This window comes from Sphingobacterium tenebrionis (assembly GCF_037126265.1).
Taxonomy (GTDB): Bacteria; Bacteroidota; Bacteroidia; order Sphingobacteriales; family Sphingobacteriaceae; genus Sphingobacterium; species Sphingobacterium tenebrionis.
In genome coordinates, this window is record NZ_JAYLLN010000002.1 from 161,753 (window position 1) to 175,312 (window position 13,560).

10 protein-coding genes are annotated in these 13,560 nt (G+C 39.1%); 4 read left to right on the forward strand and 6 right to left on the reverse strand.

Translation table 11 applies throughout. The features are described from left to right. Nucleotides 1-15: 15 nt before the first annotated feature. The 4 genes from VJ786_RS01935 to VJ786_RS01950 all read right to left on the reverse strand — a co-directional run bounded on the left by VJ786_RS01935 (nt 16) and on the right by VJ786_RS01950 (nt 6,091). Nucleotides 16-3,156 carry a SusC/RagA family TonB-linked outer membrane protein gene (locus tag VJ786_RS01935; RefSeq protein ID WP_167554212.1) on the reverse strand — a complete coding sequence of 1,047 codons (3,141 nt, stop codon included), beginning with the start codon at nt 3,154-3,156 and terminating at the stop codon, nt 16-18. A 465-nt stretch (nt 3,157-3,621) separates the two neighbouring features. Continuing rightward, nucleotides 3,622-4,686: a FecR family protein gene (locus VJ786_RS01940; protein WP_134776245.1), complete on the reverse strand. Its 1,065-nt coding sequence runs from the start codon at nt 4,684-4,686 to the stop codon at nt 3,622-3,624. 107 nt (nt 4,687-4,793) lie between these two features. After that, a complete protein-coding gene (locus VJ786_RS01945; RefSeq protein ID WP_134776244.1) occupies nt 4,794-5,345 on the reverse strand; it encodes an RNA polymerase sigma-70 factor in 552 nt (183 codons plus the stop codon). Between the two features lie 158 nt (nt 5,346-5,503). Beyond that, nucleotides 5,504-6,091 (reverse strand): hypothetical protein, encoded by a 588-nt coding sequence (locus VJ786_RS01950; RefSeq protein ID WP_099368194.1) that lies wholly within the window; start codon nt 6,089-6,091, stop codon nt 5,504-5,506. A gap of 363 nt (nt 6,092-6,454) precedes the next feature. On the opposite strand from VJ786_RS01950, the gene VJ786_RS01955 reads away from it, so the two are divergent. Genes VJ786_RS01955 through VJ786_RS01965 form a run of 3 tightly spaced genes read left to right on the forward strand, consistent with a single transcriptional unit; the run spans nt 6,455 to nt 8,978 of the window. Next, complete coding sequence (locus VJ786_RS01955; RefSeq protein WP_099368195.1) at nt 6,455-7,174, forward strand: CoA transferase subunit A; 720 nt, start codon at nt 6,455-6,457, stop codon at nt 7,172-7,174. Further along, nucleotides 7,167-8,345, forward strand: coding sequence for an acetyl-CoA C-acyltransferase (locus tag VJ786_RS01960; RefSeq protein WP_134776243.1), 1,179 nt, complete (start codon nt 7,167-7,169; stop codon nt 8,343-8,345). Before VJ786_RS01955 ends, VJ786_RS01960 begins: the two co-directional genes overlap by 8 nt. A 3-nt stretch (nt 8,346-8,348) precedes the next feature. Continuing rightward, nucleotides 8,349-8,978, forward strand: a complete 630-nt coding sequence (locus VJ786_RS01965; RefSeq protein ID WP_134776242.1) for a 3-oxoacid CoA-transferase subunit B — start codon at nt 8,349-8,351, stop codon at nt 8,976-8,978. A gap of 131 nt (nt 8,979-9,109) precedes the next feature. On the opposite strand, the gene lolA1 is transcribed toward VJ786_RS01965, so the two are convergent. Both lolA1 and VJ786_RS01975 read right to left on the reverse strand, forming a co-directional pair. After that, nucleotides 9,110-9,751 (reverse strand): outer membrane lipoprotein periplasmic chaperone LolA1, encoded by a 642-nt coding sequence (lolA1, locus tag VJ786_RS01970; RefSeq protein WP_167554211.1) that lies wholly within the window; start codon nt 9,749-9,751, stop codon nt 9,110-9,112. A 10-nt stretch (nt 9,752-9,761) separates the two neighbouring features. Further along, entirely contained in the window at nt 9,762-12,371 is a 2,610-nt protein-coding gene (locus VJ786_RS01975; protein WP_134776240.1) for an FtsK/SpoIIIE family DNA translocase, read from the reverse strand. Between the two features lie 148 nt (nt 12,372-12,519). Between VJ786_RS01975 and VJ786_RS01980 the strand changes: the two genes are divergently transcribed. Continuing rightward, nucleotides 12,520-13,221 carry a DUF4397 domain-containing protein gene (locus tag VJ786_RS01980; RefSeq protein ID WP_134776239.1) on the forward strand — a complete coding sequence of 234 codons (702 nt, stop codon included), beginning with the start codon at nt 12,520-12,522 and terminating at the stop codon, nt 13,219-13,221. Nucleotides 13,222-13,560 lie beyond the last annotated feature (339 nt).

A 13,560-nucleotide genomic window follows, 5' to 3' on the forward strand; every position in this document is an offset into this window, starting at 1 on the left:
ATAGTAGGTAATAGGTTAGAAATTGATGTTTACACCAAAGCTATATTTTTTCAAATACGGGTAAATTCCGCCTGATCCTAAATCAGCTGCATCAGCTTCAAATCCTTTAGGTAATTTGTCAAACAAGAAAAGGTTCTCACCCGTTAAATATAGTCTAATACTTTCCAAGAATTTGGACTTCAAAACATCATTACCAAGGTTATAACTCAATGTAATGTTCCTCACCCTTAAATATGAACCGTCTTGTAAGAACTTGGTCTGTGTCCTTCGATTAGCACTCGTATTCAATCCTGCATTGGAATAAACTCTTCCATAGTAAGCGTCTTGATTTTCTGGAGTCCAATAGTCCAGATTATGTTTGAAGAAAGTAGAAAACTCATTATTATAAGGCCAGAAAACAAAATTACTCATCCAAAGGTCTCTTTTTCCAACTCCTTGTAGAAATACGGAAAGGTCAAAGTTTTTGTAACCAAAATTTCCTGTAATTCCATATTGATACCTTCTTTTACTGTTCCCGATTACTTTCATGTCACCTGGATCACTTAAAGTACCATTTCCTGAGAAAATGATGCCATCACCATTTAGGTCTTTATAAAGAATATCTCCTGGATTTTGAGCGACGCCATTAAAAAAAGGTATTCCATCTTTTAATATTCCGCCTTGAAGTTTTTCATTCAAACTTCCTGCTTCGAAATCATTCTCCGTATAGAATCTATCGGTCACATATCCCCAAATTTCATTGAGTTCTTTACCTTCATAAAAGCTGTTTATTAGTCCGGAACTATTTTCAAGGCGTGTAATAAATCCTCTATTGTCGGAAAGGTTGAATCCGACTGCATAAGTAAAATCACTGATTTTATCTTTCCAGTTCAATTCCCATTCCCAACCTTTTGATTCCAGATCAGTGGTATTCTGAAATGGTGGAGCAGCACCTAATACCGCAGGTAAATCTGCTCCTTGATATAACATTCCGATAGTTTGCCTTCGGAACCAGTCGAAACTTGTATTCAGCTTACTATTAAATAAGGCAATGTCAACACCTAAATTTAAGGTACGAACCTTTTCCCAAGTAAATGTCGAGGAAACTAACCCTGGAGGAGCTATTGTTAAATACCTGATTCCAGTAGTCGGATTGATCCAAGAGGAATTCGTTGCAGACATAGATGGGATTACTGGAAAATAATTTTGTCCACCGCCAGAATTATATACGACCTGGTTTCCAATTTCTCCAAATGAACCTCTAACTTTCAACAAAGGAACTTGATTTCTTAGGGCGCTCATGAAATTTTCTTCACTGATATTCCATCCAGCAGAAACAGAAGGGAAGAAACCAAATTTGGATCCTTTTTGGAATCTTGAAGATCCATCCAAACGACCATTTAATTCTAATAGATAACGGTTTTTGTAATCATAATTGATTCTTCCAAAATATCCTAATACAGCATATTGCCCGAATGCGTCATCGACAAATTGGTTTCCGCTACTTGTACCTAGTGAAGGGGAATCAGGACTAAGGATATCATATCTGGTTGCCGAATAAGTTTCGTAATGGCTTTTTTCATAGTTAGTTCCCAATAAATATTTAAAATTGTTATTGGAAATACTGTGTGAATAACTTGCGTATAAATTTAAGGCATTATAATTTGTTATACTACTACCCCTTTGGTAATATTGGTTATTAAATAAATATTCCTCATTGTAATTATTAGGGTTCATATATTTATGCCTAACCTGATAATATTTGCTATTACTGTTGTTTTTATCAAATGTATACTCAGCAGTTAAATTTAATCCTTGAATTGGATTATATTCTAATTTTCCAAATAATCGCAGGTTATCACCATAATTTAAACTTGGATCTTCGTATTTCAAGTAGTTATTTGGTGTTCCGTATGGGATTTGAGTGCCATCCATTGCGACATCATAACCTGGGTTAATATAGGAACCATGCGTAATAGAACGGTAGAACATTTCCCCCATGTTCATAGGAGTTTTTCGTTTGTCGTTTTTATAGAGAAAGTTCGCACTCGCATTCAGATTTTTTGCTATTTCGGTTGTTATAAAAGCATTTACATTATAACGATTGTAACTGTCTTTATCAGTGGCCATGATTCCATCTTCATCTGCAAGCATGCCAGATAATCTATATGCCATTTTTTCCCCACCACCAGAAACTGAAATATTATGTAATTGTTCAAATCCTGTGGTAAAAACTTCCCCATACATATCATATTCCTGTAATGCGTATTTAGTATTGTTTACCTCAGCTATACCATTTGGGTATTTGTTTGGGTCGGCTTGAAACTCCTTTAAAAGTTCCAACCAGGTTTCGACATTTTCACCTGTCCAATTTGTTGCTTGTCCGAAATCCTTTAGCCCTTGGACAAATTCTAATGGACTAGCCTTTTCTGGTAAACTTGTAGCATTCGACCAAGTTAGATTTGAAGAATAATTGAATTTGATTGGCTGGTTTTTTCCTGCTTTTTTAGTGGTCACTAATATCACCCCATAAGCTGCTCTTGCTCCATAAATGGAGGAAGCTGCAGCATCTTTTAATACCGTTATATTTTGAATATCCTTAGGGTTGATATCATCAAGGTTCATTGGGACGTTATCTACCAAAACTAAAGGGCTGCCTCCATTTATAGAAGTAATACCCCTAATATTGAGGTCAGATCCTTGCCCTGGACGCCCACCTCCAAAAGTTACTTGCATGCCAGGTACAGCTCCTTGAAGGGCTTGAGAAGAACTGCTCACGGGCCGATCCCCCAATACTTTATTCATATCTACAGAGGAGACAGCTCCTGTAAGATTAGCTTTTTTCTGTGTGCCGAAACCAACTACTACAACTTCATCTAAGGATGTTAAATCCTCCTGAAGGATAATTTTCATTTCGCTTGAGGATACGGCTATTTCTTGACTAGAGTATCCCATATAGCTAATGATTAAAATAGCTTGATCATTACTTGCATTTATCTCAAATCGACCGCCCTCATTGGTACTTGTTGCTTTGGTAGAATTTTTTTCTGTAATACTAACTCCAACTAATGGCTTACCACTTTTATCAACAACAATTCCTCGAACAGGAAACCCTTCCTGTCTATTGTTTTCTGGACGAATTACCATGCGGTATGCATCTAATTTTTTAATGGTCAATCCCGCATTGTTCAATAATGGCAAAAGTACTTCAGTCCATGGAAGATTACTTACCTGAATTCTTGAAAAAGATTCATTGTTTATCAGATTATCTGCATAGATGAATTTAATATTGGTTTGTTTTTCAATGGATTTTAATACTGATTTAAGGTCACTATTATAAAGTCGCATGGAAACCTTCTCCTGTGCAGCAGTAGGATTTGCAATTACACGTAAAGAAAAAATACAGATAAAGCAGATGATAAGTTTAAGCATCAATAATACTTTAAATAGATAAGGCCATTTCACATGGAGCCTAATGGCATGTAAATTAATTTTCATAAATTAGACGAATTGATTTAAGCGTCTTACTTTCTCAGGGCTAGATGCTTAATTATTAATAATTTGATGAAGGATACATCTTTGGATGTGTCCTTTTTTTCTGAAGGTTTATAGTTTTCTTATTTCATAATATCACAATTTAGTTTAGTAAATGGTTATTAGGTTATTTTCTTTTTTGAATTTAAATTCTATTCCCGTTGATTTCAATAATTCTAATACATCTTCAATATGATCGGATTCCATATTTCCGGAAAGATTATGTTGTTTGAGTGAGTCATTCTTAATTTCAATTTGAACATCATACCATTTTTCCAATTTAGAGATGATGTTGTCAAAAGGTTCTTTGTCAAAAACAAGCTTATTTTCCTTCCAAGCTATTTCTGCAGGAACATCTGACGAATTATTTTTTAGGAAGATACTTTTTTGAATAATCATATCTTTTGTGGGTATTTTCGAGGTCTCAGAATTTTTGGGTTGATTATTCAATTTCTTATCATAATTAACGCTGATTTTTTCTCCAGGGATAACTTGTAAAAACTTACTATCTTTTTGATCTTTATTGATAAATAATTCGATTTTTCCTTCGACCAAACTAGCTTCTGCACGATTTTCATCTGGGTAAGAACGAACATTAAAACTTGTCCCAACTACTTTTACGGTTAATTCCTTTGCGTTGATATACATGGGAAGATTTTGATTTTTTGAAACTTCAAAATACGCTTCTCCAGTTAAACTTATATCCCTATTTTCCTTACCAAAGGATTTCTTAAAAGCAATAGTGCTTGCGCTATTCAGCCAAACATGTGTTCCATCAGGTAGCGTCACATTTTTCCGTTCTCCGTTTTTAGTTTCTATCTTTTGACTAAAATTATCAACATTGTATGAGTTAGAAATTCCATAATATAAAACAGAACATGTGAAAATACCAATCAGAATAGCAGCTGCATATTTTAAAAAAGCATTTCGAGAAATTTTTAAAACAGTTCTATTAACTTCATCACGTCCTCTCGTAGCATTCATAGTTTTTCCAAACTTTTCCTCCAATTCGAGAGGACCAACTATCATATTTTTTGGTTTCGTTAGTTCCTTAAATAAAACGGAGAGTTTTTCATCGTTAGTGATAGCACTATCCAATTCCACTTGTTCTTTAACTGAAATTTTTTTAGATAGATAAAGATGGATTAATTCAAAAAATCGTTCTCCTTGCATGGCGTAAAATTGGTGCTAACTATATATAGGACAGGTAATACAAGGATACTCCTCAATCAAAAAGAAAAAAAATAAGATATTTATATCTTTGGTGCTGATTTTCAGTATTATAAATTGAGGTTTTCTTTAATTTTTCCCATTGCAATTTGAAGGTGTCTATCAATAGTTTTAATACTGACCTCCATAATATCCGCGGCTTCTTTATAACTACAATCATTATCACGGATAAGTATAAGAGCCATTTTTGATTTCGGTGGGAGTTGAGCAATTGCCTGTTCGATTTGATTTTTTAATTCTTTAATTAGAAATTCCCTTTCCGGATTGATAAGATCTCTAGGCTCTGGATTTAGGCTGTTCAAGTGATTGTGACGAACCTTGATTTTTTCTAATGCATTTAGGGAGAGGTTTTTAACACTGGTGTAGAGATAAGTTTTTAAATGGTTGATTTTCAAAAGTTTTTCGGGTTGGGTCCATAATTTTACCATAAAATCTGCCATTATATCTTCCGAAATTTCCTTATTTCCAGTAATTGAAAGAGAAAAACCTAATAAAGGGGCATAAAAATGATTGAAAAGTAATTTAAATGCAGTTGCATCTTTAGCAATTGCAATTTTACTTTTTTCAACTACCCAATCTATCTCTCCTCCTTTAGGTTCCATGAATTTTCTTTGAGAATTCTAAAAATATATATAAAAATCTGATTGCTCAAATAATACCATTCCCTATATTGAACCAAACTGTTTTTTAACTAAAAAAGCCCCCAAAAAGGGGGGCTTCATATCTAAATACTAAATACTCACTACTAAATACTCCAAACCTAACTGTTCCTCTTCAACTGCTCATCCAACAACTGTCTTTTCAACTGTTGTTCTCTTTCCATTGCTTTCTTCCTCAGGGTCTGTAATTCTTCTTGCAGTTCATCCACGGTATTCTTACTATCCACGGTATCCACTTTCGATTTTCTAAACGCCACTAAGGTTCCAAAAAACGCAGCACCTAAGGCAATGATAATAGCCCAGACCATCGTATGGTAAGTTCCTTTTGCGAAATCCATTCCTAAAAAGGAGATACTATCTGTTTTTTGTTGTTCTGCTGCCAAAGCGGTAGAAAGGTTTTGAACAGAATCCTTCAAAGATTGCATACTACCAGCAGCGCTCGATGCCGAACCATTCAGTTCATTGATCGTTTTTTTGTATTTGCTCAGGGAGTCCCTCACGTTCTGACGGATGATATCCAAGTTACTTTTTCTAATGATTTTGAAATCTGCATCCTGTGACCTCGATTGCACGTTGAGTACAACAAATTGGCTATCTAAGGTAGTGGTCCGAAGTTTTTGTTGTAGCGTTTGACCATGAACGGCAGGGCTTAGCACCCAAAACAATAATAGAAAGGATAAAAATCGCATATTTTTAAGTTGTTTTTTACTGTCTTATTTAATCAAGTTTAGCAATTTAATTAGATATTGTAAAGAAAATATTGTAATTATATCCTCCCCCAATTGACAATCCTTCCAAAAAATAGAATATCTGTTTCATCATTGCTAATAGCAGATGCATTTTGATGCCAAGTGTGTAATAAATTAACTTCCTGATTCAATGAATACTAAAAGTTCCGACTTCAAACGCATTTGAATATAATTCACTAAATTTATAAAAATTATAAACTGCGAAATCGCAAGTAGGTTTACAGTCGAAATTGTAAGCCAATTGTAAAGGGATTGAAATAATATTTGGTTTCTGAGGCAATTGCGATTCTAATCTCATTATACATGATAAACAAAACTGTTTCAAATGCTAAGGAGGCGATTCAGGATATTGAGGATGGCATGACCCTGTCCCTAGGGGGCTTTGGCTTATGCGGTATTCCGGAAAACCTGATCAGTGCTTTATTGGAAAAAGGCGTGAGCAACCTGACCTGCATCAGCAATAATGCAGGGGTGGATGATTTTGGTCTCGGCCTATTATTACAGAAAAAACAAGTAAAGAAAATGATCGCTTCTTATGTGGGCGAGAATGCAGAATTTGAAAGACAGATGCTGAATGGCGAACTGGAGGTCGAGCTGATCCCGCAAGGAACCTTGGCAACGAGACTAATGGCTGGCGGCTACGGGCTACCGGTAATCTATACCCCTGCAGGAGTTGGAACAGAGGTGGCAGAAGGGAAGGAAGTTCGCCGGTTTACCTTCCATGGGGTAGAAAAAGATTACCTGATGGAATATGCCTTTGAACCCGATTTCGCCTTGGTAAAAGCTTGGAAGGGCGATACAGCAGGTAACCTGGTTTACCGAGGTACAGCGCAGAACTTTAACCATGCGGTAGCTATGTGCGGAAAGATCACGATTGCTGAGGTAGAGGAACTGGTGGAAGTAGGGGAATTGGATCCTAATCATATCCATACACCGGGTGTATTTGTACAACGTATTTTCCAAGGAGAGCAATACGAAAAAAGAATTGAACAACGAACTGTAAGACAAAAAGAAGATGAATAAACGCGTATTTATTGTAGCCGCAAAACGTACTGCCATGGGCAGTTTTGGAGGTGCTTTATCCAGTATCTCTGCCACAGAATTAGGTGCAAAAGCTATTTCTGCTGTTATTGAAGAAAGTGGAATCGATGCATTACAGATCGATGAAGTATATATGGGTTCGGTGCTACAGGCCAATCTAGGACAGGCACCAGCGCGCCAGGCATCGAAATTTGCCGGTTTGTCGGATCATATCCCAGCAACGACCATCAATAAGGTCTGCGCCAGTGGCATGAAGGCCATCTCCATCGCTGCCCAGCAGATCCTTTTGGGCGATGCCCATGTGGTGGTAGCCGGTGGGATGGAAAGCATGAGCCAGGTGCCATATTATGATGTTGCTGCTCGTTGGGGCGCAAAATATGGCGATCAGAAATTGATCGATGGGCTGGCGAAAGATGGGTTAACCGATGTGTATTCCAACCAGGCCATGGGGAATTGTGGCGAGGTTTGTGCCGAGAAATACAGTATTTCCCGCGAGGATCAGGATGAATATGCCATCCAATCCTATACCCGTAGCAAGATCGCTTGGGAATCCGGAAAGTTTACAAAGGAGGTTACTCCGGTAGAAATCAATAGTCGTAAAGGAACGGTGATCGTTTCGGAAGATGAAGAATATAAACAGGTCAATTTTGAAAAATTGAGCCAATTGCGTCCTTCCTTTAAATCGGATGGAACCATTACTGCGGCCAATGCCTCTACCTTGAGTGATGGTGCTGCTGGGGTATTATTGGTAAGCGAAGAGAAAATGAAGGAATTGGGTTTAAAGCCAATCGCAGAGATTATTGCTTATGCGGATGCGGAGCAGGCGCCAGAATGGTTTACTACCACACCAGCTATCGCTACGCAGAAAGTTTTGCAGAAAGCAGGCCTAACCATGGATGATATGGATTATTTCGAATTCAACGAAGCCTTTTCGGTAGTTGCCTTGGCAAATGCAAAGCTGTTGAGCCTTTCGACCAACCAGATCAACGTATATGGTGGAGCGGTGGCTCTAGGGCATCCCCTGGGATGCTCCGGCGCAAGGATCATCGTGACCTTGAGTTCGGTGCTGCATCAGGAGAATGGAAATTATGGGCTTGCTGCTATCTGTAATGGTGGCGGTGGTGCCAGTGCAATGATCATTAAAAAATGCTAAGCTATGTTGGATAAATTTGGAATTGCAAAGCGTATCGCGAAAGAGATAAAAGATGGTTACTATGTGAACCTAGGAATCGGGATTCCTACCTTGGTAGCGAATTATATTCCGGATGGGATGCAGGTGGTCCTGCAGAGTGAGAATGGCATGTTGGGGATGGGACCCTTTCCATTTGAAGGGGAAGAAGATGCCGATTACATTAATGCTGGAAAGCAGACCATTACCACCTTACCCGGATCAGCTTTTTTTGATTCATCCATGAGCTTCGGCATGATCCGCTCGAGAAAGATCGACCTAACGATCCTTGGCGCGATGGAGGTTTCCGAGAATGGCGATATTGCCAATTGGAAAATCCCAGGAAAGATGGTAAAGGGCATGGGTGGAGCGATGGATCTGGTGGCCAGTGCGGAGAACATCATTGTTGCCATGCAACACGTGAATAAGGCCGGCGAATCCAAACTCCTATCTTCCTGCAGCCTACCGCTTACAGGCGTCCGCTGTGTTAAGAAAATCGTAACAGAACTCGGCGTATTCGATGTCCTCCCGGAAGGAGGCTTCAAACTCGTAGAACTGCACGAAGGAGTAACCCTAGACCAGGTAAGAGCCAGTACTGCCGGCCGCCTGGTTGTCTAGTAATAGACGATAGATAATAGATAAGAGATTATAGACTTTAGACTTTAAAAAAAAAACGAGCAGCAATGCTCGTTTTTTTAAGGTCTATTATCTCTCATCTATTATCTATAATCTATAATAAAATATCTATTCTACCGGAGATCGACCACCTCGTAGCCTGGGTAGTTCTGTTTGTTGAACTGTAGACTGGCATTGCTGATCGCGTGGTTCACATACAGGGCATTAAATGCATAGGTGTATTTGGCGCCCGATTTATCCAGGATACTTACATCATGGATATGGGATTTGCTGTTTACCCTTAAGGTGATCTTCTGATAGTTGGTTGTCTTATCCGTAGGGACAAGATCAATTACATCTACCTTTCCTTCTTTGGCCACATTGTTCGTGCCTACATATTTGTAGTTAAATCCTTTTTTGTAGAAGGTGAAAATATTGGAAGGGCCGATCTTTTGATTACCCTCATCGGCCGAATTGACCTGCACTTCCTTTACCTCTTTTGATACGGTCCAAGTGGTATTCGCATCGCCATAAATATCCTGATCAGCCAATTCGATCTTGAATTTATCTTCCGGTTTATTCACCAAGATCTTGCCGTTCACGGTGGATGCTTCTCCGGTACGTGGAGTTACTTTCAACAAGAAATTCGATTGTAAGGTATTATAGGAATCATATTTCGCCGATACCTTATCCAAAATAGATTTTGCTTTATTGCTCTGCGCAAAGGCAGTGTTGGCGATAAAGACCGCCAGTACTACGTACAGTAATTTTTTCATGTTCTTCATCTTATCTTAACGTTTCCAAATACTGTTCCAAAGAATATTCGTCTGGATAGAGCACCTCGCGTGCTTTACTTCCTTCAAATGGACCTACAATTCCTGCAGATTCCAATTGATCGATTATCCTTCCAGCGCGGTTGTATCCTAATTTTAATTTGCGCTGTATCAATGATGTTGAACCTTGTTGATGCATAACAATCAGGCGGGCAGCTTCTTCGAACATCGGGTCACGGCTATCCATGTCAAAGTCGGATGAAGATCCGCCTTCGCTGTTCTCACCTACATATTCCGGTAGGTAATGCGCTGAAGGGTATCCCCGTTGGCCACCGATGAAATCGGAGATCTGATCGACTTCCGGTGTGTCCACAAAGGCACACTGTATCCGGATCAGATCACTACCGGTTGCCAAAAGCATATCCCCACGTCCAATCAATTGGTCGGCACCGCCACTATCCAAGATCGTTCTCGAATCGACCTTTGATAATACACGGAATGCCAAACGCGCCGGGAAGTTGGCCTTGATCGTACCGGTAATAATATTCACGGATGGTCTTTGCGTTGCAATGACCAAGTGAATACCTACCGCACGGGCCAGCTGTGCTAATCGTGCAATCGGTGTTTCCACTTCCTTGCCTGCCGTCATCATCAAATCGGCAAACTCATCAATAATAAGAACTATAAACGGTAAGAATCGATGACCCTCCTCAGGGTTTAATCGACGGTTGATAAATTTCACATTATATTCCTTCAGATTACGAACCTGCGCATTCTTCAACAGGTCATAACGCTGATCCATCTCAATACACAAGGAATTTAAGGTGTTGATCACCTTTTTCGTATCTGTAATAATAGCGTCATCTTCGTTAGGAAGTTTCGCTAAGAAATGCCTTTCGATCTTTTTGAACAGGGAAAGTTCCACTTTTTTCGGATCGACCAGCACGAATTTTAGTTCTGCCGGGTGTTTTTTGAATAGCAGGGAGGTCAAGATGGCGTTGATCCCGACGGATTTACCCTGTCCCGTAGCACCAGCTACCAATAAGTGCGGCATCTTTGCCAAATCGGCAATATAAACCTCGTTGGAGATGGTCTTTCCTAATGCAATAGGAAGGTCCATATCCGTTTTCTGGTATTTTTCAGTGGCTAAAATGGAACGCATGGAAACCATTTCTGGTGTACTGCTCGGTACCTCGATACCAATAGTACCTTTTCCTGGCATCGGTGCAATAATACGGATTCCCAATGCGGCCAGACTTAAGGCAATATCATCCTCCAGGTTCTTGATCTTGGAAATTCTGACACCGGGTTTCGGGATGATCTCGTACAAGGTCACCGTAGGGCCGATGGTCGCTTTGATATGCTCAATTTCTATGCTGTAGTTCCGTAAGGTCTCCACGATACGGTTTTTATTTCCTTCTAATTCCTGCTGGTTGATGGTGATCTTTCCGGTACCATAATCTTTCAATAGATCTAAGGTAGGGTACTGGTAGCCGGATAGATCCAGTTTCGGATCATATTCACCAAATTTCTCCACCAAATCATTGGCCGTAATGGGCTTTTCCTCAATCGGTTTTTCAACCACCAAGCTAGGTTCTTCCTGGATTGGAGCTTCCACTTTGTTGGATGTTGGCTGTTCGATACTGAATTCAATCTCGTTCTCCTGAGTATTGGAAACGACTTGATTGCTCGGTTTTGGGGTGTTGACCTGTAGCGGAAGGGATAAACTCAATTCTTCCTCTTCAGGAGTGAGTTCTTCCTCGTCTTCTAGCTCTTGTTCAGGTTCTGGTTGTGGGTAGCTGTAGGTATGCGTAGCCACCTCGTTTTGTCTGTTTGCACGGATTTTATTGATTTGGGAGTCTTCCAGCAATTCCTCCTCATCTTCAAATTCATCATTTTCCTCATCCGAGTTTTTTGAACGGAAAGACAATCGTAGGTCATAATTGTAAAGCAATACCAAGGCGGTAAGCACAATAAAGATCAGTACCCCTGCAGTTCCTACCTGACCGATCTGTGCCTTGAGGATCTGATTGGTCCAAAAACCAAACTTACCTTCTAGGATATGTGGTGTTTCGGCAATGAAATCTTGGATAAACCCAAAGGTTACTGAAAGTAGGATGATGGAAATAAGGGAATAGACCCAGGTTTTCCAGATCGGGAAAATGGATCTTTTATAAAGAAATTTGTATCCTGTAACAAAAAGGATCACTATAAATAGGAATGAAGCCACTCCAAACCATTCGTAAATGAATTGATTGGCCAATAATGCTCCAAATTTCCCTAATTTATTTTCAACCAAAGGAAGTTCTGTTCCTTCGTCCTGAATTTCTTCGCCGGTTTGGAATAGGGTAGACCAACCGCCATTAGTTGCGGCGATATAGCTTTGGTCTGCCTTCCAAGTGAAAAGGTATGATACAAAAGCCACAGTAAACAACCCTGCCAAAAGCAGTAAGAATAACCCGAATATTTTCAGGGCTTTTCGTTGTCCTTCCGAAAAATTGATCTGATCGAAGGTTTTAGTAGCTGTTGTTTTGGCTCGTTTTTGATAAGATAGCGTGGTATTCTTAGTCTTCTTAGTCCCAGCCGATCCACTGCCATTCTTGAATGTATTTAGTCTTGCCATTTAAATGAGGCTAATATTTTTTCTTTGTACAAACTTAAAAAAAAATAGGAATGCTTCCAATTGTACGTATTTTTGATTTGATAACAAAAGGATGTAGCAATAAGCTTTCCAAACTCGTAGTATGGAATAAATATAATATAATAATTCTATGAGATTAACACAACAAATTGTTGTATTCCTAATATTTGTAAGTTCCAGTTTACTATTGAATTCCTGTGCGAAGGATGATATGATGAATGAGTACAATGATGTACCGTCATCAGAATTCGCTGCATTATCGGTATTCAATGGCTTAGGCTTTGGTGCAGGACTGGACTTCTCGGTGGACAACAAAAGAATCAATCAAGGAAATGAGCAGTTACAGCCGGGTGATTTCCTTTCCTTTAAAACCATATTTCCAGGGAACAGAACAATTGAAATCAGTACGAAAGCAAATGGTACGGTGTTGTTGAGTAAGGCCATGGAGTTTAAGGGCAGTAATTTTTATTCTGTTTTTCTTTATGGGCGTACGTATGTGAAGTATCTGCTAACCCAGGATGATTTTGTGGTGCCAAAGGACAGGATGGCTTCCTTGCGATTTGCTAATCTTGCGGAGGGTAAGAAGGTTGATATTCAGATCAAGCAGGGCAATACCTTGCAGAAATTGAGTATTGGAAATGAAGTGACGAAATTCCAGGATTTTAGTATGGAGGTTATGGAACTGCAGGTTTCTTTTCAAGGAGAAACAGAAAAGGCAAAGACGATAAGTATTACGCCAAGTTCGCAGATGTTAGGGACGATTTGTATTTATGAAGGTCTTGTAGTGCAAACGAACCAGCATGATTTATTGCATTCGGTTATTAAGTATTGATGGGGTTTTTATTTAGTAGCTAGTATTTAGTAGCTAGTATTTAGTAGTTAGTATTTAGTAGCGAGTATTTAGTAGTTAGTATTTAGTAACTAGAACGTCATTGCGAGGAGGTACGACGAAGCAATCTTTCTTTTTTGTCATCCTGAGCGAAGTCGAAGGATCTGTACGGTTGTATACGAACAGATGCTTCGACTACGCTCAGCATGACATGGCTAAAGATTGCTTCGTTCCTCGCAATGAACTGTGTATATATCCAAATAATAAATTAAATTTTCTCCAAATAATATTCTGATTAGGCCGCTTTTGCGATGTAGCCCTTTCCAGATTTTGCGATGGCGA